Annotated in this window: 15 protein-coding genes and 1 other annotated feature; of the genes, 6 read left to right on the top strand and 9 right to left on the bottom strand. The window is 42.4% G+C overall.

Going from position 1 to position 21,691, the window contains the following annotated elements; all coding sequences use genetic code 11:
• Positions 1-540: 540 nt before the first annotated feature.
• A complete protein-coding gene (tyrS, locus tag D0469_RS11515; protein ID WP_117326894.1) occupies positions 541-1,797 on the bottom strand; it encodes a tyrosine--tRNA ligase in 1,257 nt (418 codons plus the stop codon).
• Between the two features lie 258 nt (positions 1,798-2,055).
• Positions 2,056-2,306: a binding site (T-box leader), on the bottom strand.
• Positions 2,307-2,444: 138 nt separating this feature from the next.
• Between tyrS and D0469_RS11510 the strand changes: the two genes are divergently transcribed.
• Positions 2,445-5,357, top strand: coding sequence for a transglycosylase domain-containing protein (locus D0469_RS11510; protein WP_233523035.1), 2,913 nt, complete (start codon positions 2,445-2,447; stop codon positions 5,355-5,357).
• A 417-nt stretch (positions 5,358-5,774) separates the two neighbouring features.
• On the opposite strand, the gene acsA is transcribed toward D0469_RS11510, so the two are convergent.
• Complete coding sequence (gene acsA / locus D0469_RS11505; protein WP_117326892.1) at positions 5,775-7,493, bottom strand: acetate--CoA ligase; 1,719 nt, start codon at positions 7,491-7,493, stop codon at positions 5,775-5,777.
• Positions 7,494-7,672: 179 nt separating this feature from the next.
• Between acsA and D0469_RS11500 the strand changes: the two genes are divergently transcribed.
• Genes D0469_RS11500 through D0469_RS11490 form a run of 3 tightly spaced genes read left to right on the top strand, consistent with a single transcriptional unit; the run spans position 7,673 to position 10,143 of the window.
• Positions 7,673-8,305: a GNAT family N-acetyltransferase gene (locus D0469_RS11500; RefSeq protein ID WP_117326891.1), complete on the top strand. Its 633-nt coding sequence runs from the start codon at positions 7,673-7,675 to the stop codon at positions 8,303-8,305.
• Between the two features lie 18 nt (positions 8,306-8,323).
• Positions 8,324-8,971 (top strand): acetoin utilization AcuB family protein, encoded by a 648-nt coding sequence (locus D0469_RS11495; RefSeq protein ID WP_117326890.1) that lies wholly within the window; start codon positions 8,324-8,326, stop codon positions 8,969-8,971.
• Complete coding sequence (locus tag D0469_RS11490; RefSeq protein ID WP_117326889.1) at positions 8,968-10,143, top strand: acetoin utilization protein AcuC; 1,176 nt, start codon at positions 8,968-8,970, stop codon at positions 10,141-10,143. The genes D0469_RS11495 and D0469_RS11490 overlap by 4 nt, the downstream gene beginning before the upstream one ends.
• 141 nt (positions 10,144-10,284) lie before the next feature.
• Here D0469_RS11490 and ccpA read toward each other — a convergent pair whose 3' ends face one another.
• Together ccpA and D0469_RS11480 are read right to left on the bottom strand one after the other, a co-directional pair.
• A complete protein-coding gene (gene ccpA / locus D0469_RS11485) occupies positions 10,285-11,286 on the bottom strand; it encodes a catabolite control protein A (protein ID WP_117326888.1) in 1,002 nt (333 codons plus the stop codon).
• Positions 11,287-11,791: 505 nt separating this feature from the next.
• Positions 11,792-12,868 carry a bifunctional 3-deoxy-7-phosphoheptulonate synthase/chorismate mutase gene (locus D0469_RS11480; RefSeq protein ID WP_117326887.1) on the bottom strand — a complete coding sequence of 359 codons (1,077 nt, stop codon included), beginning with the start codon at positions 12,866-12,868 and terminating at the stop codon, positions 11,792-11,794.
• Positions 12,869-13,132: 264 nt separating this feature from the next.
• Between D0469_RS11480 and D0469_RS11475 the strand changes: the two genes are divergently transcribed.
• Positions 13,133-15,292 (top strand): cell division protein FtsA, encoded by a 2,160-nt coding sequence (locus D0469_RS11475; protein ID WP_117326886.1) that lies wholly within the window; start codon positions 13,133-13,135, stop codon positions 15,290-15,292.
• A 197-nt stretch (positions 15,293-15,489) separates the two neighbouring features.
• Here D0469_RS11475 and ytxJ read toward each other — a convergent pair whose 3' ends face one another.
• The 3 genes from ytxJ to D0469_RS11460 form a co-directional block, all read right to left on the bottom strand.
• Positions 15,490-15,828 (bottom strand): bacillithiol system redox-active protein YtxJ, encoded by a 339-nt coding sequence (gene ytxJ / locus D0469_RS11470; RefSeq protein WP_117326885.1) that lies wholly within the window; start codon positions 15,826-15,828, stop codon positions 15,490-15,492.
• 221 nt (positions 15,829-16,049) lie between these two features.
• Entirely contained in the window at positions 16,050-16,730 is a 681-nt protein-coding gene (locus D0469_RS11465; protein ID WP_117326884.1) for a YtxH domain-containing protein, read from the bottom strand.
• A 20-nt stretch (positions 16,731-16,750) separates the two neighbouring features.
• Complete coding sequence (locus tag D0469_RS11460; RefSeq protein WP_117326883.1) at positions 16,751-17,269, bottom strand: DUF948 domain-containing protein; 519 nt, start codon at positions 17,267-17,269, stop codon at positions 16,751-16,753.
• Between the two features lie 240 nt (positions 17,270-17,509).
• Between D0469_RS11460 and D0469_RS11455 the strand changes: the two genes are divergently transcribed.
• The gene (locus D0469_RS11455; RefSeq protein ID WP_117326882.1) at positions 17,510-18,625 is read left to right on the top strand and encodes an aminopeptidase; all 1,116 of its coding nucleotides are present in this window, start codon (positions 17,510-17,512) and stop codon (positions 18,623-18,625) included.
• 148 nt (positions 18,626-18,773) lie between these two features.
• Here the strand turns inward: D0469_RS11455 and murC are convergent, their stop codons facing one another.
• A complete protein-coding gene (gene murC, locus D0469_RS11450; RefSeq protein ID WP_117326881.1) occupies positions 18,774-20,072 on the bottom strand; it encodes a UDP-N-acetylmuramate--L-alanine ligase in 1,299 nt (432 codons plus the stop codon).
• Positions 20,073-20,544: 472 nt separating this feature from the next.
• Positions 20,545-21,642: a nicotinate phosphoribosyltransferase gene (locus tag D0469_RS11445; RefSeq protein ID WP_117326880.1), complete on the bottom strand. Its 1,098-nt coding sequence runs from the start codon at positions 21,640-21,642 to the stop codon at positions 20,545-20,547.
• Positions 21,643-21,691 lie beyond the last annotated feature (49 nt).

The raw sequence follows: 21,691 nt of genomic DNA, 5'->3' as shown, positions 1-21,691 counted from the left end.
ATTTAGCTGCATAATAAAAACTCTAACTTTAAGGGGTCACTACCTGAGGGTTTTTATTATGCCCTTTTTCTAATATGATTATATTAGGCAGAAGACTCATTTCCTAATTGAGGATCCTTATGAAAGCATGTTCTTTTTGCAATCCGCTATCTTTTCAGATCAAAAAATTATCCGCGAAAATGAAAGTTGCCTGTTGTTCCGAATGTGCCGCAATGTACTTGCATTGTCAGGAATAACGATCCCGCAAGATCATTGAGAAACCATTTTTAATTTGAATTTAACTTCTAAGAACGGACCGTACAAATGAATCACTATTAAAAGCGCAAAATCTGCTAGATGCAGATTTTTCTCCCGACGGCGATAATGTTGGCTGAAAACTTTAAAGAGACGGGCAGCCAAAGTATTTCACTCTCCCATTTACATACCATTCCATGTTATCAGGATGAACCGTTTGAAGGCTGCGGTATCAGATATTCGCTAAAAACAAGGAAAATAAAAGATAAAGTGAGCCTGCCCCTTAAGGCCGGCTCACTTTATCTTTTATTTAATAAGTGTATATTTCTTCTTGCCACGTCTAATCAGGGCGAATTGTCCTTCGATCATATCGGCCTCTGATAGGGTGAAATCAAGTTCTGTTACCTTGTCTCCGTTAATGGAGATAGCACCGTTTTGGATATCTTCACGTGCCTGGCGTTTTGACGGGGAGATCTTCGCTTCCACTAAAAGGTCGACAAGGGCTGCAGGTTCATTGCTGCTGCGCTCAAAGCTTGGAACGTCCTTAAAGCCAAGTTTGATCTCTTCAGCTGTCAGATTCTTAACTTCGCCACTGAACAGGGCAGCTGTGATTTTAACCGCCTGTCTTAACGCTTCTTCTCCATGAATGAGACGGGTCATCTCTTCAGCAAGGGTTTTTTGAGCCTTGCGTAAATGCGGCTCGTTCTCTACTGCTTCAGCTAATGCATCGATCTCCTCGTGTGATAGGAAAGTAAAGTACTTCAGGTATTTAACTACATCAGCATCAGCGGTATTAATCCAGAACTGGTAAAATTCGTAAGGAGTTGTTTTTTCAGGGTCAAGCCATACAGTTCCGCTTTCTGATTTTCCAAATTTAGTGCCATCAGCTTTTGTTACAAGCGGAATTGTTAAGCCAAAAGCTTTAGAACCTTCGCCATTTGTTTTGCGGATAAGTTCAAGACCTGTTGTTATATTGCCCCACTGGTCACTTCCGCCAATCTGCAGCCGGCAGCCGAACTGTCCATACAAATGGTTAAAATCCATAGCCTGCAGAATTGTATAAGTAAATTCTGTAAACGAAATTCCTGTTTCCAGCCTTGAAGCAATTGTATCTTTTGCCAGCAAGTAGTTGATGCCAAAATGCTTTCCGAAATCACGCAAAAACGTTACCATATCAATGGAACCAATCCAGTCATAGTTATTAACCATGACGGCCCCATTGTCACCTTCAAATTCAAAAATGCTTTTAAGCTGCCCTTTAAGCCCATTTACATTGCGCTCGACTGTTTCGAGGGTCTGAAGCTTTCGTTCCTCGCTTTTCCCGCTCGGATCACCTATTAACCCTGTTGCACCTCCTACAAGGACGATCGGCCTGTGTCCATGCTGCTGAAAACGGCGAAGAGTCAAGAATGGCAGCAAATGCCCGATATGCATGCTATCTGCAGTTGGATCGACACCACAATATAGGGAAATGTTCTCTGTATTCAAAAGGCTCTCAAGACCCTCTTCATCTGTCTGCTGATACACTATGCCCCGCCATTCGAGATCTTTTAGTAATTCCATTGATAATCCTCCTTAAAATTAGACAAATAACAAAAGTGCAAGCGCCCTGTCCATGGAACATCGACGCCAGCACATCCTAGCTAAGCTAACGCTTTGTTTGGGTGCGATGTATCACTGTCCTGTGCGTCGGGAGTTTATTTTCCTACGGAAATAAAGCAGCTGGGCGCTGGAGCTAGAGATCGACGCACTGCTTTGGTATCCAACACTCTAATGTCTTATAATTACTTGCTCCAAAATAAAAAACGCCCCTTCAAATAATGAAGGGACGAATGTAATTCGCGGTACCACCCAACTTGAGGATAAAAAATCCTCCGCCTTAAGACGATAACGGACGCCTGCCGTCTGCTGCTACTTAGGAACGTACCAGTCCCTACCTGCCGAAAAAAGGCAGGCTTTCACAGCAAATGCTCAAGGAAGTAATTCATCTTTCTATATGTACCGGTTTGCACCAACCACCGGCTCTCTGAAACAGGGATAGAACGACTACTTGATCCTGTCATTGCTCATTATTAAGATAATGAATTTTTATCACAAACCTGATGCCTTTGTCAAACTGATATAGTCCCTTTTACCGAAAAATATAGAAACTGGCTTACAAATATAGGATATATGCTATAATGTATGTGATTTCAGGGGGTATAAAATCTATGAAAAATAATGATAGGATCTCTCGGAGCATCTGGAAGAGATTGAAGGATTCCCTTCGAGATGTAAAGACAAGAAGATATGCACGGATTACTTACGGAGTTTTTTGGAACCTAACGCTGTTAACCATTGTCATCACCATTGTTGGTGCTGCTTTTGCCGGCGGGGTCGGAGCTGGCTATTTTGCTTCACTTGTCAAAGATGAGCCGATACGTTCTCATAGTGAATTAAAAAAGAATATTTATAACTATGAAGAAACCTCTGAAATATATTTCGCCGATAACGTGTTCTTAGGGAAGCTTCAGTCTGATCTTGAACGGGATGAAATAACGCTTGATCAAGTTTCCAAGCACTTGACCAACGCAGTAATTGCAACGGAAGATGAGTATTTTTATGAACATGATGGAGTCGTGCCCAAAGCGATATTGCGGGCGTTGTTCCAGGAAGTGACCAATTCATCGAATGCATCGGGCGGAAGTACGCTTACACAGCAATTACTGAAAAACCAGGTGCTGACGAACGAGGTATCTTTTTCTCGAAAAGCAAAGGAAATCCTCCTGGCCCTAAGGGTTGAAAAGTTCTTCGAGAAAGAAGAAATCCTAGAAGCGTATTTAAATGTTTCTACATTTGGAAGAAATTCATCAGGACATAATATTGCAGGGGTACAGTCAGCTGCCCAGGGTATTTTTGGCAAAGACGCCAAGGATCTCAACCTGCCCCAATCCGCTTTCATTGCGGGCTTGCCGCAAAGCCCATTTGGGTACACTCCTTTTACAAAAGAAAAAACGATTAAAAAGAATCTTGAACCCGGACTTACACGGATGAAGACAGTATTGAACCGGATGTATCAGGGCTCATACATTGCAAAGGCGGAGTACGAGGAAGCTTTAAAATATGATATAGTAAAAGACTTTATTCCTCCCAGAGAGGTAGCTGTTGAAAAATACCCTTGGCTAACGTTTGAAGTGGAAAAACGAGCTATTGATATTTTATCAATAAAGTTGGCCGAGCAAGATGGGTATGAAGCGATTGATTTAAAAAAGGACAGCGGCCTTAATGATCAATACTTGGCTCTAGCCCGTAAAAACTTACGCCAAAACGGCTACAAAATTTATACAACAATTGATCAAAAGGTATACGACGAAATGCAAAAAGCGAAGGATGCATATCAGTATTATGGTCCATCAAAATCAGAGGAAGTAATTGATCCTGAAACAAAGAAGACAAAAGTTGTTCAGGAGCCTGTTGAGCTTGGAGCCATGATGATAGAAAACAAGACAGGCAGAATTATTAGCTTTGTCGGCGGACGCGATCATGAGCGGGAACAAACAAACCATGCAACAAGTTCACTCCGTCCTAACGGATCAACAATGAAACCGCTGCTTGTTTATGCACCGGCAATTGAATTGGGCAAAGCCGCCCCAGGCTCAATTGTGGCGGATCTCCCAATCAGCATCCCTGCAGGCGGAAAAATGTGGAGTCCAGGGAACTATGGGGAAAGCTTCAGCGGATTGACCACTGCAAGAATTGCTCTGGCAAAATCCTATAATGTGCCTGCAGTAAAGTTTTATATGGACATCATTAACCAAAATCCGGTCAAATACCTTGAAAAAATGGGATTCACCTCTCTTACAAAAGATGACTATTCCAATCCGTCCATGTCTCTGGGCGCAATGGGTAAGGGTGTTACAGTAGAAGAAAATGTAAATGCCTATGCAACCTTTGCTAATAGCGGCAAGTTTATTGATGCCTATATGATTGAAAAAATTGAAACAAAAGATGGGGAAATAATCTTTGAGCATAAAGGGACCCCAGTTCCTGTTTTCTCACCTCAGGCATCTTACCTGACAATCGACATGATGAGAGACGTTATTTCTAACGGCACTGCTGTTTCCTTAAGAAACAGGCTTAAGTTCCAATCCGATTGGGCAGGAAAAACCGGAACAGGAAATAAGTATCAGGATGCTTGGTTTGTCGCTACTAATCCTAATGTAACATTCGGTACATGGATTGGCTATGATACACCAAAATCCCTAAAAGGGACCTATAAGGGACTTGAATATAATAAACGGAATCTTTATATCTGGGCTGACCTTGTGAATGCTGCATATAAAGTGAAGCCTGATTTAGTGGATCCGAAAGAAAGATTTGAGATGCCAGGCGGAATTGTAAGGCGTTCATATTGTTCCATTTCAGGTTCGGTACCGACAGATGCCTGCTTTAAGGCCGGACTTGTGGAAACAGACCTGTTCATCGCAAAGTTTACACCTAAGAATAACATGGATAACAGCTTTACCAGTGCCAGGTATGTCGAGGTTGGAGGCAAAAAATATAGGGCCCTCCCATCCACACCTGATGAGTTTTCCAGCGTCGGCTTTATGGTCAGTCCTGAATTCCTTGAACAGATCGGCAGTAAATACATGAAAGACCCAGAAAAATTGGGCTTGGGCGGGAAGATGGTTCCAGGAGCTTCATTAAATGATAATGGAAAAACTCCATCATCACCATCAATCGGTTCATCCGGGTCTTCCATTTCCTGGGGTACCCATCCAGAAGGCGATGTAATTGGTTATCGAGTATACAGTGGCGGAAAACGTGTGGCAAGTATCAAGGCTGGCGCTTCCCGGACATTTAAGGGAAGAAACGGCAGCTATTATGTGACAGCTGTTGATATTGCTGGAAGAGAATCTGCTCCATCTAACAAAGCTGTAATTGGGCAGGCTGCAAATCCAGCTAGTACACCAGCTCAGCCGAAGCAGGAATCAACACCAAAAACAGAGACTCCTAAACCCGCTGACCCAAAACCGGGAACTTCGAAACCGGCTGAGCCTAAGCCTGCTGAACCTGAACCTGAACCTGAGCCAACCACTCCGGAACCAACGGAACCCGCTGATCCGGCACAAGGTACAAATTAATTGAATCAATCTCTCAGTATATGATTATGCCTTTAGCCTGCGGGTCTTCTGCCGCAGGCTAAAAAATTTGCAGCTTACTTTATTATTCCAGCTAATCTATCACTATAGAATTATTCATAAAATAGGGGTAAACTCGGGTAATGTCCATCATCTGTTTTACAAGGGAAAGGAATAAAAGTGTAAGCACCCTGCAAGAGGAAGAACGGAGCCTCCACGTCCTCACGAAGCTGACGCTTTGTTTCCGTACGATGTATCGCTGCCGAACCGTTCCATGTCTTTTGCGTTGGGGCCTTATTTTACTCAGTAAAACAGTTGCGTCTCCGGAGCCGAAATAAACTTTTGTTATCCGCAATTCATTCTAAACAATGGAAAAATCCCGCTGAAGCATATACTCAGCGGGATTTCTTTAGGAATCAACTAATCTTCCATTGTAGATAGGTCGCCTGTTGGCAATTCAAGCTCCCAGGCTTTTAACACACGGCGCATAATTTTACCGCTTCGGGTTTTTGGAAGTTTATCACGGAACTCTATTTCTCGAGGTGCAGCATGTGCTGCCAGCCCTTTTTTAACGAATTGGCGAATGTCTTCAATTAGTACATCATTTGCCTCATAACCGTCTCTAAGCGCAATAAAGGCTTTAATGATTTCACCCCGGACTGGATCAGGCTTCCCAATGACACCAGCCTCAGCAACTGCTGGATGCTCGACCAGCTTGCTTTCTACTTCAAATGGGCCAACCCGCTCCCCTGCAGTCATTATGACGTCATCTACACGGCCTTGAAACCAGAAATAGCCGTCTTCGTCCATATATGCTGAATCTCCTGATACATACCAGTTACCCGGCATAAAGTACGATTCAAATTTTTGCTGGTTGTTCCAAATTGTGTGCATCATTGAAGGCCAGCCTTTTTTAATGGCGAGGTTACCCATCCTGTAAGGAGGCAGCTCATTCCCCTGATCATCAACGATTGCAGCCTGTACTCCCGGAATAGGTTTACCCATGGAACCTGGCTTAATTTCCATGCTTGGATAGTTACAGATTACCTGAGCTCCTGTTTCCGTCATCCACCATGTATCATGGATACGCAAGCTGAATACCTTCATTCCCCATCTTACAACCTCAGGGTTTAACGGCTCCCCTACACTTAAGATATGGCGCAGTGATGAAAGGTCGAATTTCTTCACCACTTCATCCCCAGCTCCCATGAGCATCCTGAATGCGGTTGGTGCACTGTACCAGACAGTTACACCAAAATCCTCAATTGTCTTATACCATGCATCAGGGCTGAATCTGCCGCCTACAATAACATTTGATGTGCCTGTAAGCCATGGTCCAAAAATTCCATAAGATGTGCCAGTTACCCAGCCTGGATCAGCCGTGCACCAATAAACATCATCTTCCTTCAGGTCTAGAACCCATTTGGCAGTCTGATAATGCTGGATCATCGCATTATGTACATGAAGAACTCCTTTAGGCTTGCCTGTTGACCCAGATGTATAGTGAAGAATCAGTCCGTCGGTCCGTTCCACCCATTCAATCTCCAGGTTTTTGCTAGCTTCATTGAGTTTCTTCTTAAAATCATAGTAATTGTCTTTCTCCTCAATGTTTTCCCCGACCAGGAAAATATGCTTTAGGGACGGAAGCTGATCAACTGGTACACGCTCCAGTAATTCAGGTGTTGTCACAAGCACCTTCGCTTCACTGTCATCCAATCGGTCACGCACTGCCCCTTCCATAAAAGCTTCAAATAAAGGGCCTACAATAGCGCCAAGCTTAATTGCACCAAGAGTCGCGAAATAAAGTTCCGGCGAGCGAGGCATAAAAATAAAGACCCTATCTCCCTTTTCTACATCGCCATAAGCTTTTAAAGCATTACCCGCCTTATTCGTAAGCTCTCGCATTTCTTTAAATGTGTACTTTTCATTCCTATTTGCATCTTTGTAATATAAGGCTACTTTATTCTTCCTGTGGGTTTCCGCATGGCGGTCAATTGCCTCATACGCCATGTTGACCTTCCCGGATTCAGACCAGGAAAATTGCGCTTCCGTTTCTGACCAGTCAAATTGCTTGTACATATTTTCGTAGCTTTCAAGATTATGGTTGCCCATTATCACTGGTAGCGCTTCCACTTTCATGTATCCACATCCCCCTTGTACAAAATTACACATTAAGTATATCTTATATTTAATTTATTCTCAATTTTTTAAATATTACACTCAGAAATTATACAATCTTGAAAGACATGAAATTTTTAAAATGTAAAATATTATTTTATGTATAATAGAAAAGAAGAGTTCTAATAGGTGGTGAATGAATGAAGCATGTGAAGACGTATAATGCGAAGGAACTGAAAGCTGCAGCTGGAACCCTTATCGTTGAAGGGCCAGTGGTGACAGAACAGTTAAAGTCATACGAGTTTCATCAAGACCTAGTTGCTTTCCGCTCTCCAGCACAGCAACATAAAGCCCTCATTGAAATATCTGAACTTCCAGAGGGACGGATCCTAATTGCCCGTCATCGGGATACTATTGTAGGTTATGTAACCTATCTCTATCCAGATCCTCTTGAACGCTGGTCCGAAATAAAAATGGAAGACCTGATTGAACTTGGGGCAATCGAGGTTATTCCCGCATTCCGGGGAGGCGGGGTTGGTAAAGAATTGCTTCGTGTTTCCATGATGGATGATGCGATGGAGGATTTCATTGTCATTACAACTGAATATTATTGGCATTGGGATCTAAAAGGGACTGGCTTAAATGTTTGGGATTACCGCAAAATCATGGAGAAAATGATGAACGCTGGCGGTCTTGAGTACTACGCAACCGATGATCCAGAAATCAGCTCACATCCGGCAAATTGTTTAATGGCGAGAATCGGGAAGAGAGTCCCAGCCGAATCTATTCAGAAATTTGACCAGCTGAGGTTCATGAATCGCTTTATGTATTAAACAAAGGAGGATGAGTGAATGATTTTAGAAGAAATCATGAAAAGAAAAGTCTATACTCTCTCAGAGAATGATTCAATCAAAACAGCTTTATCGATGATAAATGAGAAAAAAATCAGGCACATCCCGATTGTTAATGATGCAAATAGATTAGTCGGCTTGGTCTCCGACGGTGATTTACGTGATGCAGCACCTTCCATTTTCAGGGCAGACTATCATGTTGAGGATCTTGAGAGGCCTATCAGTTCGATTATGAAAACCGATTTAATTACCGGACATCCGCTGGATTTCATGGAAGAAACGGCCGCCCTTTTTTATGAACATCATATAAGCTGTCTTCCAGTATTACAGGATCATAAGCTTGTGGGAATCGTTACGGAAACCGATTTGCTGCATACCTTTGTAGAACTGACCGGGGCAAATCAGCCTGGATCCCAAATAGAAATAAAAGTTCCTAATAAATCGGGTAAGCTTTACGATATCTCAGCCATCATAAAAAAACATAATACCAATATCCAGAGTGTGCTAATTTATCCTGACAAAGATGATGCAACCTATAAGATTCTGGTGATCCGAGTCAGCACCATGAATCCTTTGCAAGTGGCCAACGACTTGATAAAAGAAGGATTTACTGTGCTATGGCCAAACCTTCCGGAGATTTCATCATGAAAAAGAAAGCCGTGTTTGTTTATTCCGATGAACAGCTAACCTATAAATTCAATGATGAGCATCCTTTTAACCAGAAGAGATTACAGCTTACGCTGGACTTATTGGAAAAGCACAATGCGATTCATCCCTATGATATTGTTCCACCGAGAATGGCTACAGACGAAGAACTTCAGCTAATTCACGATCCTGATTTTGTAAACGCTGTCAAACTTGCTGGAGAGGGTAAATTATCCGAAGAAAAAGCAGAAAATTATGGTCTCGGTACAGAGGATACACCTATTTTCCCAAACATGCATGAAGCAAGCGCATTTTTGGTCGGAGGAACACTAACAGCAGTTGACGAAGTGATGACCGGCAAGGCGGATCATGCCCTTAATTTGGGTGGAGGCCTTCACCATGGCTTTAGAGGAAAAGCCTCGGGGTTTTGTATTTATAACGACAGTTCAGTGGCCATCAAATATTTACAGCAAAAATATAATGCCCGGGTGCTTTATGTCGATACGGATGCCCATCATGGTGATGGAGTCCAATGGTCGTTTTACGATGACCCGAATGTCTGCACATTATCGATTCATGAGACAGGCAGATATCTTTTTCCCGGCACAGGCAATGTAAATGAAAGAGGACAGGGTACCGGATATGGCTTTTCATTTAATATTCCCTTAGATGCATTTACAGAGGATGAATCCTGGCTGGATGCATATACAACTTCCTTCAGGGAAATAGCTGAATATTTTAAGCCCGATGTGATTCTTACCCAGAATGGTGCGGATGCACATTGTCTCGACCCATTAACACATTTGTCCACTACAATGAAAATTTATAAGGAAATCCCCAGACTCGCCCATGAATTGGCGCATAAGTACTGCGGAGGGAGATGGATTGCTGTTGGTGGCGGCGGCTATGATATTTGGAGAGTTGTGCCGCGGGCATGGTCATTAATTTGGCTCCAGATGACAGAAAACTTAATTACTTCAGGCTCTTTGCCTCAGAAATGGCTAGATCGCTGGCAGCCGGAATCCCCAGTCCAGCTTCCATTGAAATGGGATGATACGGATGGCCTTTACCAGCCAATTCCCCGTATGCCCGAAATCACTGAGAAAAATGCCCAGACACTGGAAAAAGCCCTTTATCCTATCCGTTCTAGCCGAAAAACTCCGACAGAAATTTAGAGAAACCTCGTAAGCAAAAACCCCGCTTTTGCAGCAGGGTGTTGTTGTACTAGACATATTATAATAATTTAGAACAACGGATGGCCTTTTACAAGCCATCTTTTGTTTTATACTGGGAGACTGCAAGAGAGGACGCCAATCCTACTCTTTGGTTGATTGACGCTTCTCGATTCTGTGTGGAAGGACAACTGTCTGCTCATCCGCTTTCTCTTTATTCATAAGCTTTGTCAACAGGCGCATGGAAACAGCTCCAATATCATACAAGGGCTGAACAATAGTCGTAATCTGAGGCCTTACCATCAGCGTCAATCTAGTATTATCAAATGAGATAACTTCCACATCTGAAGGAACCTGATATCCCCTGTCCTGGGCTGCATGAACAATCCCGAGTGCCATTTCGTCAGCTCCAGCAATGACGGCGGTAGGCTTATTTCCATTTTCCATAAGCTTTTCAAATGATTCGAGTCCGGAATCATATGTATAATCCCCTTCAAAAACGAAGCCCTCGGAATATTCCAGGTTAGCTTCTGCTAATGCTCTTGTATATCCTGCTAATTTCTTCAGATTAATGGGTTCGTGCCTAGGACCGATTACTAGAGCAATGTTACTGTGCCTCTTCTCAATAAAAGCTTTTGCCGCATCGTAGGCAGCAGTTTCATAATCTATATTTACTGAAGGAATTTGTCCTGTTTCTTCAATAGATCCTGCCAAAACAATTGGCACAGGTGATTTTTTGAATTCTTCAATATGATTTTCTGTTATATGAGACCCCATGAAAACAATACCATCCACTTGTTTTCCAAGCATTGTATTTAGCAGGCGCAGTTCCTTCTCCTCATTTTCATCAGAATTGCTCAAAATGATATTGTATTTATACATTGTAGCGATATCTTCAATGCCCCGTGCCAGCTCCGCATAAAAGATACTTGAGATATCGGGGATAATGACACCGACTGTCGTTGTTTTTTTGCTTGCAAGTCCTCTAGCAACAGCATTCGGCCGGTAACCTAATCGGTCTATTACTTCTACAACCTTCTTTCGGGTCGCCGGTTTAACATTCGGGTTGCCATTGACTACCCTTGAAACGGTGGCCATGGAAACATTCGCTTCCCTGGCAACATCGTAAATCGTGACATTGTTCATTTAACCCACTCCTTCATAGTTTTACTTTTCCCTCAAATTGGATGTTTATTTCAGTTTTTCCCACTAATACCTTTCTCAAAGTATATTTTATTCGGCTTTATGCATTTTATTTAAATCTACCTTTATTTTCTGTTATGTTCATAAATGAGCAATTACTGGCAGAGAAATATAGTAGCCATGTTATGCGAGGTCACTGATTTCCTATGTTACTTATCATACGACAGTAGAAAATTTCCTGCAATGGATGAGTATTGTATTAATCAACTTTTTACAGATTGCAAACGGATTCCACTTTTTAACCAGGCTGCCGCCAATTTTCGAAAATTTCCACTTTGAATCGAAACGTATGCACATCACCTTCTGCTGTCTTGTCTGATTGGTGGAGCTACCCTTTACCATGGACATAAATCCGGTTCATCAAGTTAATGGCGTCTACGAATCTTGTTAACAGAAAATACCCTGCCAAGTATTTCAACTGGCAGGGCATATGCTATATTTCCTTTTATTAAACAGTAACCCAATTCAACTTTTGAATCTCGCTGTAAAACTCGTCGAATTGCTTAAGATCCATTTGCTGGGCAGAATCTGACAAAGCTACAGATGGATCAGGATGCACTTCTGCCATCACTCCATCCGCACCAATAGCAAGCGCCGCTTTGGCAGTCGGGAGCAACAAGTCCTTTCTTCCTGTGGAGTGCGTAACATCAACCATAACAGGCAAATGTGTTTCTTGTTTTAGAATAGGGACAGCTGAAATGTCAAGTGTGTTTCTTGTTGCACGTTCGTATGTCCGGATTCCCCGCTCACAAAGGATGATATTGCCGTTCCCCTGAGCCATGATGTACTCAGCAGCATTAATGAATTCATCAATTGTAGCAGCAAGGCCACGCTTAAGCAGTACCGGCTTGTTTACGGCTCCTGCAGCTTTTAGCAATTCAAAGTTCTGCATGTTGCGGGCACCAATTTGAATGACATCGATATATTCTACCGCTGTTTCGACATCAGCAGGGTTGACTATTTCACTGATAACAGCCAGGCCATATTCGTCGGCTACCCTCTTCAAAATTTTCAGACCTTCCACACCAAGTCCCTGGAAATCGTAAGGAGAAGTACGTGGCTTATAGGCACCTCCGCGCATTAGCTTTAAGCCTTTGTTCCTAATGGATTCGGCTACCTTGGCAACCTGTTCATAGGACTCTACCGCACATGGCCCAAATACAAAGCTTGGGATGCCATTTCCGATCAGTTCACCCTTGAGGTCGATAATTGTATCTTCTGATTTTTTCTTTCTTGATACAAGAAGCGCCTTTTTGTGGTCATCCTCCTGAAGATCAAGGCCAGCCTTAAAAATTTCCTTGAATAAATGCTTTACGGTTGCAACATCAAGAGGTCCTTCATTGTTTGATTCAATTAAATCAAGCATTTTGCGTTCACGGACTGGGTCGTAGCGGTTAACACCTTGCTTTTCTTTCACTTTTCCTATTTCCTGCACTACTTTAGCCCGATTACTAATAAGATGTAATAATTGAAGATTAATATCATCGAGCTGGTCACGTAATTCATTAAGATCTTTGTTACTCACTGCTTTCCACCCTTTCGTCCGTCGATTTTTTTGAACCGGCCTATTCCCTAAAATTATGCATAAGCATAATTACATTTCAAGTATTGAAGAGTTTAGGTATTTCCCTCCGGCAACTTACATGATGCAGAAAAATATGGTACATTTCTTATATATTTAGAGATTATTATAAAACAAATGAAATCAAAAGTCACGAAAAATTTCTTTAATAATTAAACGCTTTTATGCGTTAAAGTGATTAATTTTATAAAAAAGAGGGTGGGGCAATTGCAGGAGAAAATATTTGCTCTCGATATAGGTACAAGATCTGTCGTTGGTATAATCCTTGAGAAACAGGAGGATGCTTTTCACGTTGCCGATATTTTATCCAAGGAACATAAGGAAAGAGCCATGCTGGATGGCCAAATACACGATGTAATCGCTGTATCGAAAGTAATAAATGAAATAAAGGATGAACTCGAAATCAAGCATGGTAAGCTTGAGCGGGTATGTGTGGCAGCCGCTGGCCGGGCACTGAAAACCGAAAAAGCCCTTATTACAGCTGATATTAAAGGAAAGCCGCTGATCCAACGGGATGATATCCTGCACCTCGAGCTGAGCGCAGTTCAGCAGGCCCAGACAATCGTTGCGGAGAAAAGCTTGGCTGAGTACGCTTACCATTATTACTGCGTTGGTTATTCTGTATTGTATTACAGGCTGGATGGACAGGAGATTGGAAGTTTAATTGATCAAAATGGAGAAGAAGCTTCCGTTGAAATCATCGCCACTTTTTTGCCTAAGGTTGTGGTCGAATCTCTTCTAGCGGCTTTAAAAAGAGCTGGACTTGAAATGCAGGCCCTGACCCTGGAACCAATTGCCGCTATCAATGTGTTGATTCCTCCATCTATGAGAAGGCTGAATGTCGCACTTGTTGACATTGGTGCGGGTACCTCGGACATAGCCCTGACTGATATGGGCACAGTGATTGCATATGGGATGGTTCCTATCGCGGGTGATGAAATTACTGAGGCCATCAGCGAGCAGCTGCTTCTTGACTTTCCGCTTGCTGAAGCAGCAAAAAGAGAGTTTACCGAAAAAGATGAAATAGTAGTTCAGGATATTCTTGGTTTTGAGTCAACCATTTCCAAGTCAGAAATCATCCAGCAAATATCCCCTTCATTAAACCGGCTGGCAGATTCCATTTCTGCTGAAATTCTGGAATTGAACAATACAAAGCCGCCTAAGGCAGTCATGCTGGTAGGGGGTGGGAGCCTTACTCCGGAACTCCCTAAACTTTTATCCGAAAAAATAGGCCTGCCGCAAAACAGGGTTGCTATCAGAGGAATTGATGCGATCCAAAAGCTTACTTTTTCAGATCATTTGCAAAAAGGACCAGAGCTAGTCACACCAATCGGAATTGCAATCGCTGCCCAGCATAATCCGATTCACTACCTCAGTGTTACGGTCAATGAACAAACAGTCCGCCTTTTTGATATGAAGCAGCTTACAGTAGGAGACTGCCTGCTTGCAGCGGGAATAAAAATTAATAAACTATACGGAAAACCCGGCATGGCAATCATTATCAATTTAAATGGGCAAATGATTACGATTCCTGGCATTCATGGAAGCAAGCCTGCACTTCTCTTAAATGGGATAACTGCCTCCCTTGACGATATGGTCCAGAATAATGATAGGATTCATGTAGAAAAGGGAACAGATGGCAGCGAGCCCCAGCTGCGGATTAAAGATTTGATCGATGATATTCCGAGAAAAACAATCACAATCAACAGAACAAAATACATTGTCGAAGCTGTAATCAAGAAAAATAGTATAATTACTGCAGGTGAGGATAGCCTTCAGGACCGGGACACAGTTGAATGCAGGCTTCCGGACACGATACAGGCGCTGCTGGAATCACTCAAACTAAACTATTATCTTAATCAGCTTAAGCCATTTACCATATCCATCAACGGCAAAGAGGTATTGCTTGATAAATACGCCGGGCGGATTTATAAGAATGGAGTTGAAGTAAAACTCAGTTCAAGCTTTGCAGACAGTGATTCCATCATAATTGAACCCCCATCCAGCCCATATTTGGCTGACCTGGCAACGGCCCTTAATCTTCAGCTGACCTATTCCATCCCTGTTTCTTTTAATGGAAAAAGAATTCTGCTGACAAAAAGGATTTCTGAATTTTTCAGGGGGGACATGGTGCTTGAAGAGGATGATGTATTGGAAAACGGCGAAAACCTTACTGTGATTCAGCATAAGTTTGAGCCATTTATTTTCCAGGATTTATTCCGCCATATAGATATAGAACTGCCTCAAACTGCAAATGGCCATTTTTTATTAATTAAAAATAACGAGGAAACCGGTTTCCACGACATACTTAGCCCGGGTGACGAATTAAGAATCATTTGGCCTACAATGTTAAAGAAGCAGCCGTAAACATGAAGCCAATCATCCGTATTTTTATTTAATAGTTATTATCCAGCAAGCTGCGCATGGAAGATATTAAACCTTTGCCCAGCTAACAAAAATAAAGCATACATCTGCAAAAAAAACTCCTGCTGATGTATGCTTTAATTATTGATTAGGTACTTAAGGAACTAATTACCCATCCATGTTAAAATTTCGGTTTTTGTTTACTCACCCTTTATTGCATTTGAGAGGGAATCATAAGTAATTTTCCAATGGGAAGCATTCCACACAGGCTTTCCATCTCTGAATAAGATGGCCTGCGGTGATTCATGCTTGATTCCAAAGTTCTCCGCTATCTCATTTGAAAGCGGCCTTGCCTCTTGAACCGCCAGATATGCAGTATTAAATTCCTGATGATCCTGGACGAAGCTTTGATATTCATCAAACGCTTCCTGGCTTATCGGGCATGTTAAGCTATGCTTAAGAATAAGGAATGATTCTTTTTTTACAAGCTCTTCAAATTGTTCCTTCGTTTGGATTTTAACTGTAGACAATGGTTGCATCTCCTTCCATTTCAATAAGAAAAACGCAGGCCCCCTGTTAAGAAGAAGAACGGCTTAAGCCGCCACATGTCCGTGGCAACGCCGTTCGACCCACGTCTGCAGGGACCCGGTACTACGTCAGTGCATTATTTCCTGCCGAAAAAAGTGGCTGGGCGCTGAAGCAAGACATAAAAACAAGGTGGTGAAGTAATATTATCACTTCACCACAATTTTAAACAAATTTATTGATTGTTATAGCGATTTTCCGTTTCTTCAAATGCTTTTTTCGTTTCCTCCAGCTTCAGCTGTGCAGTATTGTTAGCCTGCGATCCTTGATTTTCAGTTGAGTCTGTGAAATCAGAGGTAAGATTGTTCGGACCGCCTGCCGTTGCAGCTGCTCCGGTAGCGGAACCGGCTGTCCAGGAGGTCGAAGAAGCGGAAAGCGCCCCCTCCTTTTTATCCATTCCTCCGCTATTCTCCATAACGTTTGTTTCTTCTTCAAATGGTGCTGAATTTCCGCTGTCTCCAAAAGGAGCCATGCTTTTCACTTTATTCACTAGTCCAGAGGATTTACTAGTCACAGCTTCTGTTACAGCGCTTGTCTTTGACCTGGCTGTTTCCGCCAAGCCATTTCCCTTTTCCATTGCAGTTTGCCGCAGCCCATTGATGTTCTCCCTAAGCTCGCGCCCGGATTTCGGAGCCATGAACAGAGCAGCTGCCGCTCCGACTATACCACCGATTAGAGCTCCAATGAGAAAATCCTTTGAATTGATGTTCTCCTCATCTTCCTGATATGCTTTCTGATACTCTCTTTGATACTCTCTTGCATAGTCTTTTTGAACCTGGTTTTGATAATCTCTTCCAAAATTATTTGAGCTCTGATTTTGATATTCTCTTCCATAATCTTTTGAATTCGGGTTCATAACTCGTCTCCTCTCAATTATTAACTGCGGGAACGTAAGAATCGTTTCTTGGGCAAGTTATCTGTTTCGTCTACCTCTAGTCCTAATCCCGGCGTTGTCTGGGTGGGAAGCACCGATGTGCTGTTTACTGATTTTCTTGCTTTCCATTTGTCACGCAGTTCCATAACAACATTGCTCCATTGAACAACCTGTGAAATTTTTTCTTTGTTGTTATCCACTTCTGTCAGCACTCGATTAGATACCTTCTGGATGGAACTGTTGAATTTCTGGATGGATGTACCAACGTCCTTAACTGCATAAACAACTGTATTGAGATTTTCAGACTTCTTTTGCAGATCTTCTGCAAGCGAATTTGTCTTATGAAGCAGCTGCGCTGTTTCCGTTGAAACTCCCTGCATTTGTTTTTCAAGGCCTGTCAGGGTATGGGCCACACTTTCCAATGTTGTTTGCAGTGATTTTAATGTTTTTGATAGGTAAATTACTAAAATGAGGAAAGCAACAGCCGCAACTGCAGCACTCAAATATAGAATAATCTCCATGTTACACCTCCGTATGGTTTTTTCAATTTTAAAATGTACTAACTTGCTATTAATTTTTAAATACCCGTCATGTTTTATTATAAACGTTTTTTATTTTTTCAATATAATCTTTATAAAATCCTGCTTTTTTTTAAAAATGTATGATTTTCCATGACTATTTTCGTTCACGAAATAAACATTTTTAATGCAATTCGGTTAAAATAAAGAAGTATGAATTTTTTAGATACGGAGGAAAGATATATGAAGGATCCACGAATTTCCCAGCTTGCAAAGAATTTAATTAATTATTCCGTTAAACTGCAAAAAGGGGAAAAAGTTTTAATTGAAAACTTTGGCCTGCAGAGGGAGCTTGTGACAGCTCTTGTAAAGGAAGCATATGCAGCGGGTGGTTACCCTTTCGTTTCTTTGAAAGATGCTCAAGTTGACCGTTCTTTACTTCTTGGTGCACAGGAAGAGCAATTTAATATGATCGCAGACTTCGAAGCTCAGGTAATGAGCAAAATGGATGCATATATCGGACTTCGGTCGGGAGATAACATTAATGAGCAGGCTGATGTTCCCGCAGAAAAAATGGCCATCCAGGGAAATACAATAATGAGAAAGGTACATAGAGAAATCAGGGTGCCAAAAACGAAATGGGTTGTGCTTCGCTATCCAACTTCATCAATGGCACAATTGGCTAAAATGAGCACAGAGGCTTTTGAAGATTTTTATTTCGATGTTTGCAACCTTGATTACGGCAAGATGAGCGAAGCTATGGACAGCTTGGTGGAATTAATGGATCGGACAGACAGAGTTCGCATAACAGGACCTGGGACGGATTTATCTTTTTCCATTAGAGATATTAAAGCTATAAAGTGTGCTGGTGAATTAAACATCCCGGATGGGGAAGTGTACACTGCTCCTGTTAGGGATTCAGTAAATGGAGTTATTACCTATAACACCCCATCTCCATACCAAGGCTTTACGTTCGAAAATGTAAAGTTAACGTTTAAGGATGGCAAAATTATCGATGCAGCAGCCAATGATACCGAACGGATAAACAAGATTTTTGATACTGACGAAGGCGCACGTTATATTGGTGAATTTGCAATAGGTGTCAATCCGTATATCCTGAATCCGATGCAGGATATCCTGTTTGATGAGAAAATCGACGGCAGCTTCCACTTCACACCTGGCCAGTGCTATGATGAGGCATCTAATGGAAACGACTCAAATATCCACTGGGATATGGTTAACATCCAGCGCCCTGAATACGGCGGAGGAGAGATCTACTTCGATGACGTATTGATCCGCAAAGACGGACGATTCGTACTTCCAGAACTGGAGAAGCTGAACCCTGAAAATTTGAAATAGATTTGTAAAATGGGAATAAACTGGTCTCCCGCAGCAAAAACCTGCTATTGTTGTTATCGACAACTGAACACTTTTATTATTTCCTTAAGCAGTATAAAAAAGAGGCGGTTTCTCAAACTGGAGAAACCGCCTCTTTTTTACATATTAATTAAACGAGTGTCTTTTCATAGGCTTCCTGGAATTTCTGAATATCTCCTGCTCCCATAAATAAGATCACGCTATTTTCATGTTCTTGAAGAGCTGTAGTATTTTCTTCGGATAACAGTTCTGCATCCGGAACTTTTCCCTGCAGGTCTTCGATGGAAAGCTTGCCCTGATGTTCTCGGGCGGAACCGAAGATTTCACATAAGTAAACTTTATCAGCCAAGTTTAGGCTTTCTGCAAATTCAGTTAGGAAGGTCTGAGTACGGGTAAATGTGTGCGGCTGGAATACTGCCACGATCTTCCTGTTTGGATACTTCTGCCTTGCTGAATCGATGGTAGCTTTAATTTCCGTCGGATGATGCGCATAATCATCAATAATGATCTGGGAGCCTACCTGTTTTTCAGTAAAACGGCGTTTAACTCCGGAGAAGGTCATAAGCTGGTTCTTTACTATTTCCGCTTCAATGCCCTCATATTTGCATAGCGCGATGACTGCAAGAGCATTCAAGACGTTATGGCTTCCGAAAGTGGGTATAGTAAATGTATCAAAAAAAGTGTTTCTCACATATACTTCAAAGGTCGTGCCTTTATCGGAAACTGATATATTTCTTGCCTGGAAGTCGTTCTCTTCAGCAAAACCATAAAAAATGACAGGAACCTTCGCTTGGATCCGCTGAAGCTGTTCATCATCTCCACATGCAATGATTCCTTTGTTTACCTGCAAAGCCATCTCCTGAAATGCTTGAAAAACGTCCTCAATATTCGCAAAATAATCAGGATGATCAAAATCAATATTAGTCATAATTGCGTAATCGGGATGATAGGAAAGAAAATGCCTGCGATATTCGCATGCTTCAAATACGAAATACTCCGCGTCCTTCTCCCCTTTACCTGTCCCATCACCGATTAGAAAAGAGGTTTGTTTCGCTCCTCTCATTACATGGGCCATCAAGCCAGTAGTGGAAGTCTTTCCATGTGCCCCAGTAATCGCCACAGAGATAAAATTTTTGATAAAGTCGCCCAAGAATTTAGGATAGCGAATGATTGGCAGTCCTAGCTCCATTGCTCGGATGATTTCTTCATGGGTGTCTGGAAATGCATTTCCAGCGATGACAGTCATACCTGGCTGTATATTGTCCTTGGTGAAAGGCAAAACTTTAATTCCGGATTTTTCTAAGGCAATTTGAGTGAAAAACCTTTTATCATAATCAGATCCCTGTACTTGATAATTCATATCATGCAGCACTTGAGCAAGCGCGCTCATGCCGGAACCTTTAATGCCTACAAAATGGTAAACGGTCATAAATAGAACCTCCAACAATCGTCTATCTGTATGACAGTATATGACGTTATCTTTTTATTTGTTTTCAATCGCAGGATAACAAGAAAAGCGGAAGCGCCCTGGTCAGCCCCGACAAGCATAAGACAAGCGCTGACAGAAGGCGCTTTTTGCCTTCCGAAGTGATTGGCTTATGACCAGGGTTGTGACGGAACTTGGTCACAACATTCGAGGCCGACTAAGTTCGCCACGTCCTGTGGCGACGTCGGCACTAGCACGTCCTGTGCGTCGGGGCTGGGCACTGCAGCTAGACATAATAGAAAAGCGGAAGCGCCCTGGTTAAAAGGAAAGCCCCTTAGTCGCCATCTATGTCCATGTCTCTCTTGCATCCTGCCCTATACAATTAAGTTTATATTATATCATCATTCTAGGTTTAAGACCATGAAGCCATTAATATGCAGGGTTATTTCCTGCAGTATATGCAGCTCTGCTTGGCTTAGTCTACTTTTTCAAGCCGCGGATTTGGGCGATACTTTCGTCCTTCCTTTGCCTGATGTGCACCATTGAGCAAAACGTTGTCTCCGGTAAAGCCGATATTTATCTTTAACAGGCTGCCTCCTATACCATACATATCAACAGGGACACGCCCCTCCTCAAACTCAGTTATACGCTTTTCGTTAAAGCCGCCGCTTACAACAATTTTAACATGGTCAAACCCTTCCTTATCAAGGGCCTCACGCAAGGCGAAAATAAGCTCGGCATTCACTCCCCGAGGATCAAATGTTCCAAGAAGATGCTGGTTTCTGACAAAATATTTGTCAATCATCGTCCGCGATGTATCAACTCGCACTGCCCGCAGTTTATCCCCAAAGGCACGCGCCGCTTTCAGGGAGTCTGTAATTGCATCATTATTATAATCTACCAAGGCGATCAGTTCATCTTCGGGATATTTTTTATTGTATGCTTCGCAGGCTGCCACAAGGTCTCCATTAAAGAGCTGGATGAGTGCGTGAGGCATGGTGCCCATCCCCTTTTTCCCCCACCATTCGCTCATGGCATGTGTCGCCTGGGCGGTGGCCCCGCCAATATAGGCGGAGTATCCGTCTCCAGCCTGCTGAGTAAAGTGGTCATCACGGTCACCCATAAAAATGACCGGCTTTTGCTTTCCGGAGAGCGCTGCCGCTTTCACAACGTTATAAACATTTGTAGCGACCGAAGTTCTCCTTGCAAGAATGCCATCAATAATGCCCTCTAAATAGCCAAAATTCTGGTAAGGCCCAGTAATGGTCAGAACTGTTTCAAAAGGCTTGATTTTATCCCCGTCTTTCAGCGAATATATTTCAAGTGTTTCAGGATCATCGGCAAACGTCTTAATAAGAGCAATTACCTCGTCGGTACCGCACAATACGGCATGCTCCTTTTGAAAAAACTGCATGGTGACAATGTTATCCGGGCAGAAGTCCTTCACTATTTCTCCTGTTTTCAAAAAGTAAACAGCGGAGAACCATCCCTCCCGAATTCTTTCATCAAATTTAAATGTTTGATTAGTCAAACGCTTAATTTTCCCCTGCAGCTTTAGCTCAATTTCCTTCATACCTATGTACTCCTTACTGCATGAAGCATGCAAATACCACCCCGCGGAC

Source organism: Peribacillus saganii (assembly GCF_003429095.1).
Lineage (GTDB): Bacteria > Bacillota > Bacilli > Bacillales > DSM-1321 > Peribacillus > Peribacillus saganii.
The sequence above is the reverse complement of the archived record's forward strand: the minus strand, read 5'-3'. Positions and strand labels throughout refer to the sequence as shown.